General features: G+C 68.9%; 16 protein-coding genes and 1 pseudogene. 9 read left to right on the forward strand and 8 right to left on the reverse strand.

What is annotated here, in order from left to right:
- Window positions 1-80: 80 nt before the first annotated feature.
- Both MKK84_RS11805 and MKK84_RS11810 read left to right on the forward strand, forming a co-directional pair.
- Window positions 81-302 (forward strand): annotated as a pseudogene (locus tag MKK84_RS11805) (type II toxin-antitoxin system prevent-host-death family antitoxin); the annotation flags it as partial.
- Complete coding sequence (locus tag MKK84_RS11810) at window positions 299-580, forward strand: PIN domain-containing protein (protein ID WP_243919936.1); 282 nt, start codon at window positions 299-301, stop codon at window positions 578-580. The pseudogene MKK84_RS11805 and the gene MKK84_RS11810, both read left to right, overlap by 4 nt.
- Before the next feature lie 191 nt (window positions 581-771).
- On the opposite strand, the gene MKK84_RS11815 is transcribed toward MKK84_RS11810, so the two are convergent.
- Complete coding sequence (locus MKK84_RS11815; protein WP_243919938.1) at window positions 772-1,974, reverse strand: pyridoxal phosphate-dependent aminotransferase; 1,203 nt, start codon at window positions 1,972-1,974, stop codon at window positions 772-774.
- Window positions 1,975-2,092: 118 nt separating this feature from the next.
- On the opposite strand from MKK84_RS11815, the gene MKK84_RS11820 reads away from it, so the two are divergent.
- The 3 genes from MKK84_RS11820 (at window position 2,093) to MKK84_RS11830 (ending at window position 3,838) form a co-directional block, all read left to right on the forward strand.
- Window positions 2,093-2,419, forward strand: a complete 327-nt coding sequence (locus MKK84_RS11820; RefSeq protein ID WP_243919940.1) for a type II toxin-antitoxin system ParD family antitoxin — start codon at window positions 2,093-2,095, stop codon at window positions 2,417-2,419.
- On the forward strand, window positions 2,412-2,747 hold the full coding sequence (locus MKK84_RS11825; protein WP_243919942.1) for a type II toxin-antitoxin system RelE/ParE family toxin: 336 nt from the start codon (window positions 2,412-2,414) through the stop codon (window positions 2,745-2,747). The genes MKK84_RS11820 and MKK84_RS11825 overlap by 8 nt, the downstream gene beginning before the upstream one ends.
- 65 nt (window positions 2,748-2,812) lie before the next feature.
- On the forward strand, window positions 2,813-3,838 hold the full coding sequence (locus MKK84_RS11830; protein ID WP_243919991.1) for an LLM class flavin-dependent oxidoreductase: 1,026 nt from the start codon (window positions 2,813-2,815) through the stop codon (window positions 3,836-3,838).
- A gap of 149 nt (window positions 3,839-3,987) precedes the next feature.
- On the opposite strand, the gene cysN is transcribed toward MKK84_RS11830, so the two are convergent.
- Genes cysN through MKK84_RS11845 form a run of 3 tightly spaced genes read right to left on the reverse strand, consistent with a single transcriptional unit; the run spans window position 3,988 to window position 7,159 of the window.
- Entirely contained in the window at window positions 3,988-5,391 is a 1,404-nt protein-coding gene (cysN, locus tag MKK84_RS11835) for a sulfate adenylyltransferase subunit CysN (protein WP_243919944.1), read from the reverse strand.
- A complete protein-coding gene (gene cysD, locus MKK84_RS11840) occupies window positions 5,391-6,350 on the reverse strand; it encodes a sulfate adenylyltransferase subunit CysD (RefSeq protein ID WP_243919946.1) in 960 nt (319 codons plus the stop codon). The genes cysN and cysD overlap by 1 nt, the downstream gene beginning before the upstream one ends.
- Window positions 6,347-7,159 carry a phosphoadenylyl-sulfate reductase gene (locus MKK84_RS11845; RefSeq protein ID WP_243919947.1) on the reverse strand — a complete coding sequence of 271 codons (813 nt, stop codon included), beginning with the start codon at window positions 7,157-7,159 and terminating at the stop codon, window positions 6,347-6,349. The genes cysD and MKK84_RS11845 overlap by 4 nt, the downstream gene beginning before the upstream one ends.
- Before the next feature lie 267 nt (window positions 7,160-7,426).
- Here MKK84_RS11845 and MKK84_RS11850 point away from each other — a divergent pair, with 267 nt between their 5' ends.
- The 4 genes from MKK84_RS11850 (at window position 7,427) to MKK84_RS11865 (ending at window position 14,419) form a co-directional block, all read left to right on the forward strand.
- Window positions 7,427-7,942 (forward strand): Lrp/AsnC family transcriptional regulator, encoded by a 516-nt coding sequence (locus MKK84_RS11850; RefSeq protein WP_161393443.1) that lies wholly within the window; start codon window positions 7,427-7,429, stop codon window positions 7,940-7,942.
- A 111-nt stretch (window positions 7,943-8,053) separates the two neighbouring features.
- Entirely contained in the window at window positions 8,054-9,823 is a 1,770-nt protein-coding gene (locus tag MKK84_RS11855) for a sulfite reductase flavoprotein subunit alpha (protein WP_243919949.1), read from the forward strand.
- A gap of 253 nt (window positions 9,824-10,076) precedes the next feature.
- The gene (locus tag MKK84_RS11860) at window positions 10,077-11,927 is read left to right on the forward strand and encodes an NADPH-dependent assimilatory sulfite reductase hemoprotein subunit (protein ID WP_243919951.1); all 1,851 of its coding nucleotides are present in this window, start codon (window positions 10,077-10,079) and stop codon (window positions 11,925-11,927) included.
- 308 nt (window positions 11,928-12,235) lie between these two features.
- The gene (locus MKK84_RS11865) at window positions 12,236-14,419 is read left to right on the forward strand and encodes a TonB-dependent siderophore receptor (protein WP_243919953.1); all 2,184 of its coding nucleotides are present in this window, start codon (window positions 12,236-12,238) and stop codon (window positions 14,417-14,419) included.
- Window positions 14,420-14,519: 100 nt separating this feature from the next.
- On the opposite strand, the gene MKK84_RS11870 is transcribed toward MKK84_RS11865, so the two are convergent.
- The 4 genes from MKK84_RS11870 to MKK84_RS11885 all read right to left on the reverse strand — a co-directional run bounded on the left by MKK84_RS11870 (window position 14,520) and on the right by MKK84_RS11885 (window position 19,160).
- On the reverse strand, window positions 14,520-15,713 hold the full coding sequence (locus tag MKK84_RS11870) for a PepSY-associated TM helix domain-containing protein (RefSeq protein WP_243919955.1): 1,194 nt from the start codon (window positions 15,711-15,713) through the stop codon (window positions 14,520-14,522).
- An 80-nt stretch (window positions 15,714-15,793) separates the two neighbouring features.
- A complete protein-coding gene (gene garD, locus MKK84_RS11875; RefSeq protein WP_243919957.1) occupies window positions 15,794-17,362 on the reverse strand; it encodes a galactarate dehydratase in 1,569 nt (522 codons plus the stop codon).
- 10 nt (window positions 17,363-17,372) lie between these two features.
- Window positions 17,373-18,143: an HpcH/HpaI aldolase family protein gene (locus MKK84_RS11880; protein WP_243919959.1), complete on the reverse strand. Its 771-nt coding sequence runs from the start codon at window positions 18,141-18,143 to the stop codon at window positions 17,373-17,375.
- A gap of 126 nt (window positions 18,144-18,269) precedes the next feature.
- Window positions 18,270-19,160 carry a LysR family transcriptional regulator gene (locus MKK84_RS11885; RefSeq protein ID WP_243919961.1) on the reverse strand — a complete coding sequence of 297 codons (891 nt, stop codon included), beginning with the start codon at window positions 19,158-19,160 and terminating at the stop codon, window positions 18,270-18,272.
- Window positions 19,161-19,252: the final 92 nt, after the last annotated feature.

Genomic DNA, 19,252 nt, shown 5'->3' on the forward strand with positions numbered 1-19,252 from the left:
GTATCGTTCCATGCATGAGCAATCCCGCCGCGCTCGCCGCCGGGCAACCTGGGTCCTGGCCCTAGAAGGACGCAAAGGCCCGCTTCGGCGAGCTTATCCGTCGTGTCCAGAGCGATGGACCGCAACATGTGACGGTTGGGGATCAGGAAGCCGTGGTGGTGATCTCGGCGGAGGAGTTCCGCCGACTTACGGGAACCGCGTCGGGACAGAAGCTGATCGACGCCCTGCAGGCCTCCCCGTACCGCGACGTCGACCTCGCACCCGAACCGGTCACGATGTCCGTCCATGACGCCGATTTGTGAAAAGCTGGCTGCTCGACACCAATGTCCTGTCCGAGCTTCGCCGTCCGCGGCCGGAGCAGAGGGTTGTCGCCTTCGCCGCCGCTCAACCGATCGAGGCGCTGTACGTCAGCATCGTGACCTTCGCGGAGCTTCGATACGGCATCGAGCGGCTCGGAGATGGGCCGCGTCGGGCGGAGTTGATCGATTGGCTGACGCGTCAACTCCGGCCGATGTTCACCGGCCGCACCCTGCCCGTCGATGAAGAGGTTGATGGTACGCTGGCGGTTTCTCGTCGATGACGGCCGGCGGAGCGGGCACACCTTCCCGCAGCCCGATCTTCTGATCGCTGCGACGGCCCTGGTCTCCGGTCTCACACTGGTCACGCGAAACACCGCGGATTTCACGGCCGCCCGCGTGCCCCTCCTCAATCCCAAGATCGACCCACTGCCGTAAGCAGCCGGTCGCTCTCAGGTCGGTCGCTCCGAAGCTCCTACCGCAGCGACCCACAGAACCGCTGGATACGCCGGCACGCCTCCTCCAGCACCGCGTTGGAGGTGGCGTAGGAGATCCGCAGGTTCGGCCCGAGACCGAAGGCCGAGCCGTGCACCGCGGCCACGCCCTCGGCCTGGAGCAGTTCCGTGACGAAATCCTCGTCGGTCTCGATGGTCTTGCCGGACTCGGTCGTCTTGCCGATCAGCGCCGCGCAGGACGGGTAGACGTAGAACGCGCCCTCGGGCGTCGGGCAGGTCAACCCATTGGTCTGGTTGAGCATCGACACCACGAGGTCGCGCCGGCCCTGGAAGGCCGCGCGGAACTTCGCCAGATGATCCTGCGGCCCGTCGAGGGCAGCGACCGCGGCCCACTGCGCGATCGTGCTGGCGCCGGAGGTCTGCTGGCCCTGGACGAAGTCCATCGCCTTGATCAGCTTCTCTGGCCCGGCCGCGTAGCCGATCCGCCAGCCGGTCATGGCGTAGCCCTTCGAGACGCCGTTCATGGTCAGCGTCCGCTCAATCAGCTGTGGCTCGACCTGGGCCGGAGTGACGAACTCGAAATCGCCGTAGGTCAGGTGCTCGTAGATGTCGTCGGTCAGGATGTGCACGTCCGGGTAGCGGAGCAGCACATCGGTGAGCGCCTTCATCTCGGCGCGGGAATAGGCGGCCCCGGACGGGTTCGAGGGGGAGTTGAGGACGATCCACTTGGTCTTCGGGGTCAGCACCCGGTCGAGTTCCTCCGGCTGGAGCTTGAAGCCGTGGTCCATGTCGGTGTCGGCGAAGACCGGCGTGCCGCCGCACAGGCCGACCATCTCCGGGTAGGACACCCAGTAGGGGCGGGGAATCACCACCTCGTCGCCGGGGTTCAGGGTGGCTAGGAAGGCGTTGTACAGCACCTGCTTGCCGCCGGTGCCCACGATGGTCTGCGAGACCTTGTAGTCGAGCCCGTTCTCACGCTTGAACTTGCGCACGATCGCCTCGCGCAGGGGCGCGATGCCGGAGACCGGCGGGTAGCGGGTCTCGTTGCGGTGGATGGCCTCGATCGCGGCCTGCTTGATGTGCTCGGGCGTGTCGAAATCCGGCTCGCCCACCGACAGGCTGATGACGTCGACGCCGGACGCCTTCAGGTCCCGGGCCTTCTGGGTCATCACGATCGTCGCGGACGGCTTCACCCGCGAAAGGACGTCGGCGAGGAGAGCCATGGCGTGCGATGCTCCGGATTGTCGAGGTCAGGCGCCGCCTGTTTTGCGGCGCGGCGAACCGTAGGCCCGCGACGCTGAGCCGGCAAGCGCGGACGCCGCAGTGGAGCGCGGAACCGCGATGTCTGCTAAGATCCTGCGGGTCGGGACGGAACGGGAGGCCCTGCCGATGGGCGAGACCATCAACGTCACCCTGGCGCCGGACACGCTCCGCGCCGTGCGCGAGAGCGTCGAGGCCGGCGAGTACACGTCGGTGGACGCGCTGCTCGACGAGGCCGTGCACGCGCTGCAACGCCAGCGCCGCGAGAATGCCGAGCAGCTCGATCTTATCCGCGCCCGCATCCGGCGCTCCCTCGACGATCCGCGGCCTCCGCTGAGCCTTGAGGAAGTCGAAGCGCGCATGGAAGCCCTGTTCGCTCAGACACGCGACGAACGTCGGCGTGCGTAGGCTGCCCGTCGTGTTCCAGGGCGAGGCAGAGGCGGACCTCGCTGGCATCTTCCACGTCGTGCTCCACGCAAGCCAGGATCAAAGCGTCGCCGAGGGCTTCATCCGGCGAATCATCGCGCGCTGCCATCGGATCGGCGATGCACCCCATGGCGGGCGTCCGCGCGGCGATCTGGAGCCCGGCCTGAGAACCGTGCCGTTCGAGAGATCCGCCATCATCGCATATCGGGTCGAAACCGAGTCGGTGACGATCACCAACGTGTTCTATGGCAGCCGCAACTTCGAGGCGCTGTTTCAGGCTGCCCGGGCGGACGACGAGCCGGCGCCGTGACCCGTGTGATCGAGCGGCCCCTCATGCCCTCGCACCGGCCGGCCCTGGCCCCCATCTCTCCCGGTATGACCCCGCTCTCCGTCCTCGATCTCTCCTTCGTCAGCGCCGAATCCACCCCGGCGCAGGCGCTGCATGACACCCTGGCGCTGGCCCGCCACGTCGATGGCCTCGGCTACCGGCGCTACTGGCTGGCCGAGCATCATGCGCTGCCCAACGTGGCCAGCCCGGCCCCCGAGATCATGATCGGCCAGATCGCCGCCGCGACCCGCAACCTCCGGGTCGGCTCGGGCGGGATCATGCTGCCGAACCACGCGCCGCTGATGGTGGCCGAGCGCTTCCGGGTGCTGGAAGCGCTGTTCCCCGGCCGGATCGATCTCGGCCTGGGGCGCGCGCCCGGCACGGACGGCGTCACCGCGCGGGCTTTGCGCCGCCGCGAGGCGCCGGGGGAGGGCGGGGGTGACGATTTCCTCGACCGCCTGCAGGAATTGCTGTTCTGGGACGGCGGCTTCCCGGAGGGGCATCCGTTCGGACGGATTACGGCGAGCCCGGCCGGTGTTCCGCTGCCGCCGATCTTCCTGCTGGGCTCGTCCGATTACAGCGCCCGGCTCGCGGGCGAGATCGGCTGCGGGTTCGGCTTCGCGCAGCACTTCTCCGGGATGCCGGCCGAGGCGCCGATGCTAGACTACCGCCGCGGGTTCCGCCCGACGCGGCTCGGCGCGACGCCCCACGCGATCCTGGCCGTCGCGGCGATCTGCGCGCCCACGGACGCTGAGGCCGAGCGGCTGGCCGCCAGTGCACGCCTGGCGACCCTGCGTCGGGAGCGGGGCGAGTACCGGCCGCTGCCGAGCCTCGCCGAGGCGCTGGCCTATCCGTATTCCGATGCCGAGCGGAGGCAGATCGAACGCGGCCGCGACCGTCTGCACGTCGGCGGCCCCGAGACTCTGCGGGCGCATCTCGCCGACATGATCGCGCGGACGCAGGCCGACGAGCTGATGATCGTCTCGGCGATTCCGGACCAAGCGGCGCGGCACGATTCCTACGCGTTGCTGGCGCAGGCTTGGGGGCTCAACACCGCTTCACAGGCCGCGTGACAGCAGGTTTCCAAAGGGCTTCAGCCCTTTGGCGGGTCGTCAGGGCAGAGCCCTGACAGATCGGGCGAAGCCCGACCATCGGGCGAAGCCCGCCAGTAAGGCTCCGCCCTGCACCCGCAAAAGGTCTCAGACCTTTTGAAACCAGGACTTCAGCGTCCGAACAGGCGGCCGAGGCGGCTCAGGAAACCGGGGGTTTCCGCTTCCTTGGACGCAGATACCGGTTTGGCCGTCTCTGACTTCGGCGCCAGCACCAGCCCGAGCGCCGCCGTGTCGGTGGTCTCGCGGTCGATCAGGATCAGGCTGCCGGTCTCGCGGTTCTCTGCATACGCATCCACCGCCACTGGCCGGTCGAGGCGCAGGCTCACGTCCGCGATGTCGTTGGCCGACAGCCGCTCGGCCGGGCCGGGCTTGCCGGTCTCCGGATCGATGCGCGAGACGATCCGCTCCACCGTCGCGGTGACCGTGGCGGTGCCGATCTTGGCGAACAGGCTGGCACCCGGACTGAGATCGGTCTCGGCCGCCCAGAACAGGCGGGCGTCCAAGGTCTCGGTGACCCGCATCGGCGCGTCGGAGGCCACGATCACCTGACCGCGCGAGACGTCGATCTGATCGGCCAGCACCAGGGTGACCGATTCGTCCTCGCCGGCCTCGGGCAGGTCGCCGTCGGCGGTGTAGATCCGCGCCACCGTGGAGGTTCGGCCGGAGGGCTGGATCGTCACCGCATCGCCCGGGCGGACCCGGCCGCTGGCGATCCGGCCGCTATAGCCCCGGAACTCGGAATTCGGCCGGTTGACCCACTGCACCGCCATCCGGAACGGCGCGTTGAGCGCCTCCGCGTGGACCGGCACGGTCTCCAGGTAGTTCAGCAGCGTGCCGCCCGTGTACCAGGGCGCCGCAATGCCCGGATCCACGACGTTGTCGCCGTTCTTGGCCGAGAGCGGGATCGCCTTGACCTCGGAGAAGTTCAGACCCCGGGCAAAGTCCGAAAAACCCGCCACGAGGCCGTCGAACGTGCCCTGCGCCCAGCCGGCGAGGTCCATCTTGTTCACCGCTAGCACCACCCGGCGGATCCCGAGATTCGACACCAGCAGCGCGTGGCGCCGCGTCTGGCGGGTCAGGCCCTGGCGGGCATCCACCAGGATCACCGCCACATCGGCCGTCGAGGCGCCGGTGGCCATGTTGCGGGTGTACTGCTCGTGGCCGGGGGTATCGGCCACGATGAACGAGCGCTTGTCGGTGGAGAAGAACCGGTAGGCGACGTCGATGGTGATGCCCTGCTCGCGCTCGGCTTGGAGGCCGTCCACCAGCAGCGCCAGATCCACCTCGGCGCCCTGCGTCCCATGCTTGCGCGAATCGCGCTGGAGCGCAGAGATCTGGTCGTCGAAGATCTGCTTGGTGTCGTGCAGGAGCCGCCCGATCAGGGTCGACTTGCCGTCATCCACCGAGCCGCAGGCGATGAAGCGCAGCACCGCCTTGTTGCGGTGGGCGGTGAGGAAGGCCGCGTAGCCGGCGACGCGGTCGGCAAACGCCGTGGGAGCCTGGTGCACGGTCATCAGAAGTACCCCTCCTGCTTCTTGCGCTCCATGGCGCCGGCTCCGTCCTTGTCGATCACCCGGCCCTGGCGCTCCGAGGTGCGGGCCGCCAGCGTCTCGCCGATGATCTCGGGCAGCGAGGCGGCATCGCTCTCGACCGCACCGGTCAGCGGGTAGCAGCCGAGCGTGCGGAAGCGGACAAGGCGCTGCTGCGGGGTCTCGCCCGGCTCCAGCGGCAGCCGGTCGTCGTCCACCATGATGAGCTGGCCGTCGCGCTCCACCACCGGCCGCTCCTTGGCGAAGTAGAGCGGCACGATCGGAATGTTTTCCTGCTCGATGTAGAGCCAGATGTCGAGCTCGGTCCAGTTCGACAGCGGGAAGACCCGCAGGGACTCGCCGCGCTTCTTCTTGAGATTGTAGAGGTGCCAGGGCTCGGCACGCTGACGCTTCGGGTCCCAGCGGTGCTGCGCGGTGCGCAACGAGATGATCCGCTCCTTGGCGCGGCTCGCCTCCTCGTCACGACGCGCGCCGCCGAAGGCCGCATCGAACTTGTACTGATCGAGCGCCTGCCGGAGCGCCTGGGTCTTCATCACGTCGGTGTGGACCTCGGAGCCGTGGCTCACCGGGCCGACACCACGGGCGAGCCCGTCCGGGTTGGTGTGGATCAGGAGATCGAGGCCGAGTTCCTTCGCGCGGGCATCGCGGAACGCGATCATCTCGCGGAACTTCCACGTGGTGTCGACGTGCAGCAGCGGGAACGGCAGCCGCCCGGGCGCGAACGCCTTGAGGGCGAGGTGCAGCAGGACGGAGGAATCCTTGCCGATCGAGTAGAGCATCACCGGGTTCTCGGTCTCGGCGACCGTCTCCCGGAAGATGTGGATGGCCTCGGCCTCCAGCCGCTTGAGGTGGCTGAGGCGATCGGCGGTCTGTGCGGGCGTGGGGGCGCTCGGCTGCACGGCGGCGGCGAGGGCGGCGCTCATCGGGCGAACTCCGGCTGGCGATGGGTCTCGGTCTGGATGGTCTCGAACGCGGCGGCCTCCTGGCCCGGCTGCACCGACGCCAAGGGGCGTCCGATATGCAGGCCACATTCCTTCTTGTCTTCCTGTTCCCACCACCAGCGGCCGGCCCGCTCCGGCTCGCCGAGCTTCACGGCGCGGGTGCAGGGGGCGCAGCCGATCGACGGGAAGCCGCGATCGTGCAGGACGTTGTAGGGCACGAAGTTGTCGCGCACGAAGCTGTCGATCTGCGCCCGCGACCAGTCGGCCAGGGGGTTCAGCTTGATCAGGCCGCGCGCGGCATCGAACTCCGCGAGCGGCGTCTCGGCGCGGTTGGCCGACTGGCCGGCCCGCAGGCCGGTGAGCCAGCCACTCGCGCCGTCAAGCGCCCGGCCCAGCGGCTCGACCTTGCGGAAGCCGCAGCAGGCCTGCCGGGCGGCGACCGAACGCCGGAAGCCGTTGATCCCCTCGTCCCGCACGAAATCCTCCGCGGCCGCGCGCTCCGGGGCGTAGGCGGCAATGCGGATCCCATAGGCCGATTCGGTCTCGGCCCAGGTGTCGTAGGTCTCGGCGAACAGGCGGCCGGTATCGAGGGTCACGATCTCGACGCGCCCGTTGGCGAGCTTGGCCATGGCCAGCGCGTGGGTCAGCGCCTGATCCTCGACGCCGAGGCTCGTGGTGAAGACGAGGCGGCCAGGGATCTCGGCGGCGATCAGGTGGAGCCGGCCTGGGAGGTCGAGCCCGGACAGCCGCGCCCCAAGGGCTTCGGCCATCTGTCGGTCCGGACGGGTCATCGCGGCATGTCCCGGGGTTCGTGTGGAGGAAACGGCGGGCACGTGACGGCACCCTGTTGTCGAACCGACGAGATGTTCGCTATACCGAACGAAGTCAAGGCGCTTCGACGTGCTTGCGGGACCTAAGGGCGGGCTCTGGCGTGCGGTTGCACACAGCCCTTCCTAAGTCCCAAAGGCGCTCGGGTGAAAAAATCTTCTTAACGGCCCCTGAGAGACCTTGTACCCAACGCGGGCAGCGCCGCGTGGACGGATCCGACGGAGACAGTCTTGGACGCGATCGACCTCAAGATTCTTGCCCTGCTGCAGACGGACGCGACGCTGTCCATCGCGGCGATCGGCGAGCGCGTTGGCCTGTCCCAGACCCCGTGCTGGAAGCGCATCCAGAAGCTGGAGGCCGACGGGGTGATCGACCGGCGGGTGGCGGTGCTCGATCCGGTGAAGCTCGGCCTCGGCCTGACGGTCTTCGTCTCGATCGAGACCGCGGACCATTCGCAGGACTGGCTGCAGCGCTTCGCCGCAACCGTCTCGGCGATGCCGGAGGTGCTCGAGTTCTACCGGATGGCCGGTGACGTGGATTACATGTTGCGCGTCGTGGTCGCCGACATGCAGGCGTATGACAGCTTCTACAAGCACCTGATCGCGGTGCTGCCACTCAAGAACGTCACCTCCCGGTTCGCCATGGAGAAGGTGAAATCCACCACGGCCCTACCCCTGCCGGCGCCACCGAAGAACGGGCGGCACCTGCCCGGGACCGGCCCCGTGCTCGCGGTTGTAGGAGAATGATTTTCTCTTCTCCCGCACCGCAGCGAACGTGATCTCCTAATCTCCGTACGTTCTGTAAAAAGAACGTCTCTCGATTGACACGGGCCGCGTTGGCCCCGACATGGTCCGGTAATGTCCCGCCAGAATCTCCTTCCGCGCACCGCCCCGTTCGGGGATGGCGAGCGCGCCAGTCTCGATGCGGTGCTCGGCGCCGCGAGCCCCACGCAGCGCGCGTGGCTGGCCGGGTTCCTCGCCGGGCTCGACGCCGCGGGCGGCCATCCCGCCGCCGTCCCGGCCGCGCCGCCCAAGGCCGCCGCGCCGCTGACGGTGATCTACGCCAGCGAATCGGGGAATTCCGAGACGCTGGCCGGCACGATCGCCAAGCTCGCGCGCAAGCAGGGCTTCAAGCCGAAGGTGGTGGATTTCGCCGACCTCGACCTCGCGACCCTGCCCAAGGCCGGCAAGCTCATCGCCATCGCGGCCACCTGGGGCGAGGGCGAGCCGCCGGCCCGGGCCGTGCGGGCCTATGGCGAGCTGATGGGGGAGGGTGCCCCGCGCCTCGACGGCGTCGAGTTCGCGGTTCTGGCGCTCGGCGACACCTCCTACGTGGAGTTCTGCGCCATCGGGAAGGCGCTCGACGCGCGCTTCGAGGCTCTGGGCGGCAAGCGCGTCGCCGAGCGCGCCGACCTCGACCTCGACTTCGAGAAACCCGCCGCCGACTGGATCAAGAGCACGCTGAAGGCGCTGGCCCCGGCGGACACCTCCGACAACGTCGTGGCGGTGGATTTCGCCCGCGCCGCGCCGGGCGAGGATGACGAGGCCGAGCCGAGCCGCGAGCCCCTGGCGGTCGAGGTCGTTGAGCACGTGAACCTCAACTCCTCGCGCTCCGACAAGGAGACGATCCACCTCGCGCTCGCCTTCGAGGACGGGGCCCCAGCCTACGAGCCGGGCGATTCGCTGGAGCTCTTCCCCGAGAACGATCCGCAGCTCGTGGACGAGATCCTGAACGCCGCCGGCCTCTCGGGGGACGAGGCCCTACGCAAGGCGCTGCTCGCCGAGCGGGACATCACCACGCTCTCGGCTGCCACGATCGAGCGCTTCGTGAAGGCCACCGGCCATACGGACGCGCAGAAGCTGATCGACAGTGGCGAGGCCAAGGCCTGGATCGAGGGCCGGCACCTGATCGACCTGCTGACGACCTATCCCGCCAAGCTCACGCCCGAGCACGTGAACGCGATCACCCGGCCGCTGCCGCCGCGGGCCTATTCCATCGCCTCCTCGCGCAAGGAGGTGGGCGACGAGGTCCACCTCGCCATCGTGGCGGTGCGCTACGAGACCCACGGCCGCGCCCGCTCCGGCGTCGCCTCGGTCCACGTGGCCGACCGGATCCGCGACGGGGCGAAGCTGCGGGTGCGGCTGAAGCCGAACCGGCATTTTCGCCTGCCGCAGGACCCGGCCACCGACATCATCATGGTCGGCCCCGGCACCGGCGTCGCGCCGTTCCGCGCCTTCGTGCAGGAGCGCCGGGCGATCGAGGCGCCAGGACGGTCCTGGCTGTTCTTCGGCGACCGGCACTTCCTGCACGACTTCCTGTACCAGCTCGAATGGCAAGACGCCCTGGAGGACCGGTCGCTCACCAAGATCGACGTGGCCTTCTCGCGGGACCAGCCGGAAAAGATCTACGTGCAGGATCGGATCGTCCAGAACGCCAAGGACCTGGTCTCCTGGCTGGACGGCGGCGCCCATTTCTACGTCTGCGGCGATGCCAAGAACATGGCCAAGGACGTGCGCGCCGCGGTGGTCAAGGCCTACGAGACAGTCAAGAATCTAAGCGCAGCCGATGCGGAGGCGCAGGTCGCGGCTTTGGAGCGCAGCCACCGCTACCAGCAGGACGTTTACTAACGGACCGGCCTTCCGAGGCCGCAGGATCGAGTGCAGCGGAGCAGGACGAGGCGCGGGTCCCCTCTCCCGTGCGGGAGAGGGACAGGGTGAGGGATCAGGTCTGTCCGGGGAGGGTGCATCCCTCACTCCATCCCTTTCCCACAGGGGAGAGGGGGATTGTCACGAATCCCGCGCCACCGTGAACCGCCAAGCGCTTCGCCCGGTACCCTCCTTACGGGGAGGGAGACGCGTTCTAGACAGACGGATTCATCCCATGGACGACCACAGCCCCCGCGACGCCGCCGAGACCCCGGTCGCCAGCTCGGCCTCCGCCCCGGCCAAGCGCGTCTACGAGACCCCGCCCACCGAGCGGCCGATCACCGACGCCGAGGCCGCCCGCGCGGCCCAGCTCGCCGCCAACGAGCACATCAAGATCGCCAGCGGCTATCTCCGCGGCACCCTCGCGGACGGGCTCCTGAAGCACGCCACCGGGGCGATCTCGGAGGATGACGGGCAGCTCGTGAAGTTCCACGGGATGTACATGCAGGACGACCGCGACCTGCGCCCCGAGCGGACCAAGAAGAAGCTCGACAAGGCCTACAGCTTCATGATCCGCCTGCGCATCGCCGGCGGCGTCATCACCCCGAAGCAGTGGCTGGCGCTGGACCACATCGCCGTGACCTATGCAGGCAGCGCCCTGCGGGCGACGACGCGCCAGACCTTCCAGTATCACGGCGTGATCAAGGCGAACCTGAAGCGCACGATGGCGGCCATCGACGCGGCACTTCTCGACACGATCGCGGCCTGCGGCGACGTCAACCGCAACGTCATGGCGGCGACCAACCCGGCCCAGGTCGGGGCCCACAAGGCCGCCTACCAGCTCGCCAAGGACATCTCCGATTCGCTGCTGCCGAAGACCAGCGCGTGGCGCGAGATCTGGCTCGACGGCGAGCGCGTGGTCGGCGGTGAGGACGAGGCCGAGGTCGAGCCGGTCTACGGCCGGACCTACCTGCCGCGGAAGTTCAAGACCGTGATCGCGGTGCCGCCCTCCAACGAGGTCGACATCTTCGCCCACGATCTCGGCTTCATCGCGATCCTCGACAAGAAGAACACGGTCACCGGCTGGAACGTGACGGTCGGCGGCGGCATGGGCATGACCCACGGCGAGCCCGACACCTTCCCGCGCACCGCCGACGTGATGGGCTTCGTCGCCCCCGAGGATGCCATCACGGTCGCCGAGGCGGTGATGACCGTCCAGCGCGACTGGGGCAACCGCAAGAACCGCAAGAACGCCCGGCTCAAGTACACGATCGAGCGCTACGGCCTCGACGCCTTCCGGGCCGAGGTGGAGAAGCGGATCGGCAAGAAACTCGGCGCGCCGAAGCCCTACACGTTCACCAATAACGGCGACCGCTACGGCTGGGTCGCGGGCGATGACGGGCGCTTCCATCTCACCCTGTACGTGCCCTCGGGCCGGATCAAGGACATCGAGGACGGGCCGCAATTCCTCACGGGGCTGCGGCGCATCGCCGAGGTGCATCAGGGTGATTTCCGCCTCACCGGCAACCAGAACGTGATCATCGCCAACGTCCCGGCCGAGAAGCGGGCCGAGATCGACGCCCTGGTCGACGAATACGGGCTGACGCGGGGCGCGAGCGCGCTCCGGCGCAACTCGATGGCCTGTGTGGCTCTGCCGACCTGCGGCTTGGCGCTCGCCGAGAGCGAGCGCTACCTGCCGGATCTGATGACCGAGCTGGAGGAGAGCCTCGCGTCCCACGGGCTGGCCGAGGAGGAGATCACGATCCGCTCCACCGGTTGCCCGAACGGCTGCGCCCGGCCGTTCATCTCCGAGATCGGCCTCGTGGGCCGTGGTCCCGAGCGCTACCATCTCTATCTCGGCGCCGCCCATGACGGTTCGCGGCTCAGCAAGCTCTACAAGGAGGACGTGGCGGCCTCCGAGATCCGCGGCACCCTCGACCCGCTGTTTGCCGACTACGCGAAGGGCCGGCAGCCGGGCGAGCATTTCGGCGACTACCTGATCCGGGCCGGGCACGTGGCGCGGACCACCAACGGTCCGGACTTCCACGAGCGCACCGGCGCCCTGAAGCCGGCCACGCAGGGTTGATGCGACCCGCGCGGGTGGTGCGCGTCGCCGCCTGCGCGAACGATCTGCCCTCGCGTTGCAGGACGCGAGGGCCAAGGGCCAGTCTACACGTTTCGAGCGTCTTGCCTCTGCAGCCTGAATTTTCCTGCAGTTCGACGCCGAAAAATTAAATTGTTCCAATGTGATAATGTGACTGCCCGGCCACGTCCGGAAAGTTCCGGCCGATTCGACGCATCGCTCCGCGGGCCATCATTGAAAAAGGACAGCCGTTTCCCTCAAGGATCACCATGCCGTGGCGGCACGGATCTTCTTGAGAGCGATTCTAAACTATGGTCCGGGTCGGCGCTGACATCTTTCACAGCATTGCGGGCATCCAGAAGAACAGTCTTTTCCTCGGAACCGCCCTCACGACATCATGGCTCGCGGTTTCAGCGACTGCGGTTCGGGCGGAGATCAATAGCTCAGCCGACGAAATCGCACTTTCGGAACTGAGCGTCACCGGCAACGGACCCGCGGTGGAGCGAGCCGGCGGCCCGGTGATCGGCTACCGGGCCACCCGCTCGGCCACCGCGACCCGCACCGACACGCCCCTGCGCGACACGCCGCAATCGGTGCAGGTGGTGCCGCGGGACTTGCTGGTCGACCAGCAGGACATCCGCCTGAGCGACGCGTTGCAGAACGTCAGCAGCGTCCAGCCCGGTGGCACGATCCAGGGCCGAAGCGACACCTTCATCATCCGCGGTTTCCGGACCCAGACCTACGCCATCGACGGCGTACTCCTGAATCAGGCCGGCACCTTCTCCTCGGTCACCCGCGATCTGGCGGATGTCGAGCGGATCGAGGTGCTGAAGGGACCGGCCTCGGTCCTGTACGGGCGCGGCGATCCGGGCGGCCTCATCAACATCGTGACCCGGCAGCCGACCCTCGTGCCCTCCGGCGACATCAACGTTCAGGGCGGCAGCTTCGGCTTCCGGCGGGTGCAGGGCTCGGTGTCGAGTGCGATCGAGGGCGTGGACGGGCTCGCCGGGCGCCTGAGCTTCGCCGGCCAGTCGGACCCGACCTTCCGCAACGTCTACGGTCGGGACAATTCCCGCACCTTCGTGGCCCCCGCCTTCAGCTGGAATCCGAGCCCGGACACGCGGGTCAGCTTCCTCGGCGAGTTCACCCGGGTCGACACGCAGTACGATGAGGGGCTCGTCGCCCGGAACGGCCGCGTGCCGCTCGACAACATCGCGCGCTACTACGGCGAACCGTTCTCCCGCTACAACGGCTACGCCAATTTCGGCCTGCTGAAGGTCGAGCACGATCTCAACGCCAACATCACCCTGCGGGAGGTGCTCAATGTGCAGTGGGGTGGGTTCGACTTCCTGGCCACCCGCGCCACCGGCTTGAACAATACCAGGACCCTGGTGACGCGGCGCGAGACCGCGGGCTACTCGACCTACGCCGCCGTCGACAGCCAGAGCGAGGTCGTGGCCAAGTTCGATCTGCTGGGCCTGCGGCACACCATGCTCGCCGGCGTCGAGTACACCAACGGCTACCGGCATTCCTACACGACGCAGAGCACGAACTTCCCGTCGGTGAACTTCCTGACACCGGTTCCCGGAGCCACGCTCGTCGGCCTGCAGTTACAGGGTGATCTCAAGCAGAAGAACGAGCTCAACGGCCTCTACGTCCAGGATCAGATCGATCTCGGCCTCGGCCTGCAATTGCTCGTCGGAATCCGCTACGACACCGGCACGCAGTTCTACTTCAACCGCACGCCGACCTCGCGCACGATACCGCCCGAGCAGCAGCTATCCGGCACATCACCCCGGGTCGGCCTCATCTACCGGCCCGTAGATCCGCTGACGCTCTATGCGAGCTACACGACCTCGTTCAAGCCGCAGATCGCCAACGTCCTCAATGTCACCACCCCACCGCCTGAGACGGGCGAACAATATGAGGTCGGCAGCCGGCTCGACTTAACCCCGGACCTGACACTGTCGATGGCGGCGTTCCGCATCACCCGCAACAACGTTGCCGCCACTGACCCGAACAACGCCCAGTTTTCGGTGATCACCGGGCAGCAGCGCTCCAAGGGCGTCGAGGCCGACCTTGCCGGCCAGATCCTGCCCGGCTGGAAGGTAATTGGCGGAGTCAGCTTCCTCGACGCCCGGATCACGAAGGACACCACCTTCGCGGTGGGCAATCGGCTGATCGGCGCGCCAGCCTTCAGCGGCAGCATCTGGTCGACCTACCAGTTCCAGGAGGGCTTCCTGCTCGGCTGGAACGTCGGCGCCGGAATCACCTATGTCGGACGCCGCGCCGGTGACCTGAACAACAGCTTCTCGGTCGGCGGCTATGCCCGGCTCGACGCGGCGGTGTTCTACGACGTCAACGACCACGCCCGGTTCTCGATCAACCTGCGCAACCTGACCGACCGGCGCTACATCGAGCAGCCGTTCGATCAATTCAACAACCAGCCCGGCGCGCCGTTCTCGGTGCTGGCGACGATCACCGCGCGGCTGTGAGCCCGATGGGCCAGGGCTCTGCCCTGGCGACCCGCCAAAGGGCTCAGCCCTTTGGGATCCCGCGCCCCCGGAGCTCGATGGTCTCCGCCGAGGGCGGCACTCAGGGATTGGCCTCGCGCAGGGTCGCCCGCATAGCCTCCGGCCGCCGCCGCGCCGCCGCGCGGCGGCGCAGGACGTAGAGGGTCAGCCCGGTCGCCGCGAAGCCCGGCAGGGCCAGCGCCGCGAGGCAGAACAGCAGGGCGAACAGGTCGCCGAAGAAGCGGCCGCGGTGGACCTCCAAGATGTTGTCCATGAGGCGCCGGCCCAGCGGCAGGTCCGCGGCGCGCTCGGTAGCCAGAAGCAGACCGGTGGCGGCATCGTAGCGGGCCTCGTTGCGGGCGCTCAGGTCATCGACACCCTTCGGCAGCCAGCGGATCCGGATCGCCTTCGCGTCGGGGCTCGGCAGGGTCAGCAGAGTGGTGCCCGCCTCACGCCCCTCGCCGGCCCGGAACGCCGCCCAGGCGCGGTCGACGGAAGCCGGCCCGGATGCGTCGGCCGGCGCCTCGGGGGCGGCCCTGCGGCCGGGGGCGCGCATCGGCTTCGCCGTCTCCCGATCACCCACCAGAAGCCCCATGGCGGCATCCTTGAAGGATGGGTACGACCACGTCAGCCCCGTCAGCGCCATCACGAGGTAGACCGGCATCAGCCATGTCCCCACCACGGCGTGCAGCGACCACCAGCGCGGTCGGCCCGGTCGGGACAGGCTCGGCTTCAGCCAGATCCGCCAGCGATGGATTTGGGGCCAGCGCAGATAGAGGCCGGTCCCCAGAAAGACGAGGAGCGCCAGCACGCAGGCGCCCGTGATGGTGCGGCCCCAACCCTTGGAGCCGCCGGGCAGGAGCAGCCAGCGGTGCAGGTCCCGCACCGTGGTGAACGCCCCCTCCAGCCGCACCGGACCGAGCACCGCGCCGTCGTAGGGGTCGGCATAGACCGCAGGCGGCCGCTCGCGGGTCGCGGGATCCCGGGCGAAGCGGACATGGACGCTCGCCGCCGGGTCGTCCGCCAGGGTGAGGATGTTCACCGTCAGGCCGGCCTGGGCCTCGATTCGCGCCACCAGGGCCGAGGGGGCGAGCGCCGACCGGTCACCGGCGGTCACCGTGAGCCGGTCGCGGTTGGCGAAGGCGGTGACCGCCTCCTCGTAGCTCATCAGAGCCCCGGTCAGGCCCATCAGCGCAAGGACGAGCCCGGCCGTGAGGCCGAGCGCCCAGTGCAGGCGGAACAGGACGGTCCGGAGGGAGGGAATCAGGCGCGGCATGGCAATGCCGGCTGCCTACCAGAAACCAGCCAAGCTGACGACGCCGCGGGGCGCATGCCCGGCGACCAAGGCCACGCGCCTCAGGTGATCGGCGCGGGATTGAACAGGGTCAGGTCGTTGAACAGGCCCCACTGGTCGGACCAGGGGCGCTTGCGCCCGCTCGCCACGTCGAGGATCAGGTGGAACAGCTCCCAGCCGACCTCCTCGATCGTCGCCTCACCGGTGGCGATCCGGCCGGCATCGAGGTCGATCAGATCGGACCAGCGCTCGGCGAGTTCCGTGCGGGTGGCGACCTTGATCACCGGTGCCTGAGCGAGGCCGTAGGGCGTGCCGCGGCCGGTGGAGAAGACCTGCAGGGTGATCCCGGAGGCGAGCTGCAGCGTGCCGCAGACGAAGTCGCTCGCCGGGGTCGCGGCGAAGATCAGGCCTTTTTCGCGCACGCGCTCGCCCGGTGCGAGCACGCCGGAGATCGCGCTGGTGCCGGATTTGGCGACCGAGCCCAGGGCCTTCTCGACGATGTTGTTGAGGCCGCCCTTCTTGTTGCCCGGCGAGGGGTTGGCGCGGCGGTCGGCCTCGCCCTTGGCGAGATAGGCGTCGTACCACGCCATCTCGCGGATCAGGGCCTCGGCGATCTCGGGGGTCTTGGCCCGGGGCGTCAGGAGGTGGATCGCGTCGCGTACCTCGGTCACCTCCGAGAACATCACGGTGGCGCCGCAGCGGACCAGCAGATCGGCCGCGAAGCCGAGCGCCGGGTTGGCGGTCACCCCCGAGAAGGCGTCGCTGCCGCCGCATTGCAGGCCGACCACGAGGTCCGAGGCCGGGCAGGTCTCGCGGGTCCTGCGGTTCAGCACCTCCAGGCGTGCCTCGGCCATCGCCAGGATGCTGTCGATCATGGCGGAGAAGCCGCGGTGGCGCTCGTCCTGCAGGCGCACCACCCCGTCGCCGGCCGCGCCGCCATCCGGCAGCAGGCGCTCCGAGACGAGCTTCTCGCAGCCGAGGCCGACCACCATGACCTCGCCGCCGAAATTCGGGTTCTGCGCGAGGCTCTGCAGCGTCCGGATCGGCACCACCGCCTCGGGGGCGTTGATGGCGACGCCGCAGCCATAGGCATGGGTCAGGCCGACCACGTCGTCGACATTGGGGAAGCGCGGCAGCAGCTCCTGCTTGATCCGCCGGATCGCCACGTCGAGGGTGCCGGCGACGCATTGCACGCTGATCGAGATCGCCAGGATGTTCTTGGTGCCGACCGACCCGTCCGGGTTGCGGTAACCCGCGAAGGTGTAGCCCTCCAGCGGGGGCAGGGGGGCCGGCACGCGGGTGGCGTGCTCCAGAGCGTCGAGGGCCGGGGCGACCGGGGTCGCGACCCGGGATTCCTCGACCCAGGCACCCCGGGGGATGGCCTGCGTGGCGATACCCACCACCTCGCCGTAGCGCCAGACCTCGCCGCCCTCCGGGATGTCGGTGAGCGCCACCTTGTGGCCCTGCGGCACGAACTCGACGAGTTCCAGCCCGTCCGGGAACACCGTGCCGGCCGGCAGCCCGAAGGCGTTGACCACGATCGCGACGTTGTCGTGCGCGCTGAGGCGGATCGTGCGCGGCACGTCGCCAGCGCCTTGAGGACGGGTCGGGGCTTCGATCTCGGCCTGCATCGGAATCCCCTCAGGTCGCGGAGCGGAAGCGCCCGGCCAGCGCCTCGGCGTTGCGGGCGAGCAGGCCCAGATCCGAGCCCACGGCGGTGAACCGGGTGCCGGCCGCGATGTAGCGCTTGGCCAGTTCCTCGCTCGGCGTGAGGATGCCGGCATGCTTGCCGGCCTTCACGATCCGCGCGACGGCGTCCTCGATGGTGCGGACCACCTCCGGATGGCCCTGCTGGCCGAGAAAGCCGAGGCTGGTGGAGAGATCGCCGGGCCCGATGAACACGCCGTCCACGCCCTCGACGGCGGCGATCGCGTCCAGATTGTCCAACGCGCGGCGCGATTCCACCTGCACGATCACGTAGATCTCGGACTCGCAGCGTTTGTGGTAGTCCGGGATGCGGCCGAACCGGGCGGCGCGGGGCGCTTGCGAGAAGCCGCGGATACCCCGGGGCGCATAGCGGGTCGCCGCGACCACCCGCTCGGCCTGCGCGGCATCGTCGATGTTGGGGATCATCAGCGACTGCGCGCCGGCATCCAGGATGCGCTTGATGGTAATGGGGTCGTCGCTCGGCACCCGCACCACCGGGTGGGTGGCGTTCTCCATCATCGCCTGAAGCTGAACGTAGATGTCCCGCAGGTCGTTGGCCGAGTGCTCCATATCGAGCAGCAGCCAGTCGAACCCGGCCCCGGCGACGATCTCGGTCGAGATCGGGCTCGCGAGGCTGCACCACAGGCCGATCTGCTGGCGGTCCTCCCGGAGGGCGGCCTTGAAGCGGTTGGTGAGGCTGTCCATCGCGAGTCCTTCCCTGCGGCTCCGGGCGTCTGCGCGCCGTCCACGCCATCACGCGCAGCCTTTGACCGGGAGGTCAAAGCCAAAGGCTGGATCGACCGATGCGCGTCCTGCATCGATCGGCGTGCCTCAGCCGGACGGCAGGTCCGATAGGATCGCGCGCAGTTGCGCGATCAGCGGATCGTCCGCGCCGCGCCGCCATGCCAGGTGCAGCTCGACCGGCCGCGGCGCGGGCAGCGCGAGCGGGCGGAACACCACGCCCTCGAACCGCAGGTGCTCGGCCGCGGCCGGGACCAGGGCGATCCCCAAAGCGGCCCGGACCAGGGCCAGGATCGCGTGGATCTGCGTGAGTTGCTGGACGATTCGGGGCTGGCTCCCCGCCCCGGCAAGCAGGCCGAGGGTAAGATCGTGGAAGTAGCGGGCCTCGTTCGGCGCGTAACCGATGATCGACTCGCCGACGAGGTCACCAGGCACGAGGCGGTCGCGCCGGACTAGGGGATTGCCCGCGGGCAGCGCGACCACGAGGGGTTCGGCGAGCGCCTGGACGGAATGCAGGTCTGGATGCGTCACGGGCGGGCGCACCAGGGCAGCGTCGAGGCTGCCGGCGCGCAGGGCCTCGACCTGATCCTGACTCACCATCTCGCGCAGCGACAGGGTGACGTCCGGCAGCGCCCGCCGGAGCGCGATGACGAGGCGTGGCAGGAAATCGTAGGCCGAGGCCGCCGTGAAGCCGAGCTTCAGGATGCCGCCGCGCCCCGCCGCGACCTGCCGGGTCACGTGGGTCGCGCTCTCGGCCAACCACAGGATGCGCTGGGCCTCGGGGAGGAAGCTGCGCCCGGCCGCCGTCAGCCGGACGGAGCGGCTGGTGCGCTCCAGGAGCTGCACGTCGAGCACGCGCTCCAGCACCTGGATCTGCCGCGAGAGGGGCGGCTGCGTCATGTTCAGCCGGGCGGCCGCGCGCCCGAAGTGCAACTCCTCCGCGACCGCCGCGAAGCACCGGAGCTGGCTGAAGTCGAACATGGGGCTCCCCGGCGTGCCGCGGGGGGACCATAAGGGATCGCGCCGGAAACCCGAACGCTCCCTCAAACACCTGAAGCCGATTAACTTTTCCG

Origin of the sequence: Methylobacterium sp. E-065 (assembly GCF_022829605.1) — a bacterium.
Taxonomy (GTDB): domain Bacteria; phylum Pseudomonadota; class Alphaproteobacteria; order Rhizobiales; family Beijerinckiaceae; genus Methylobacterium.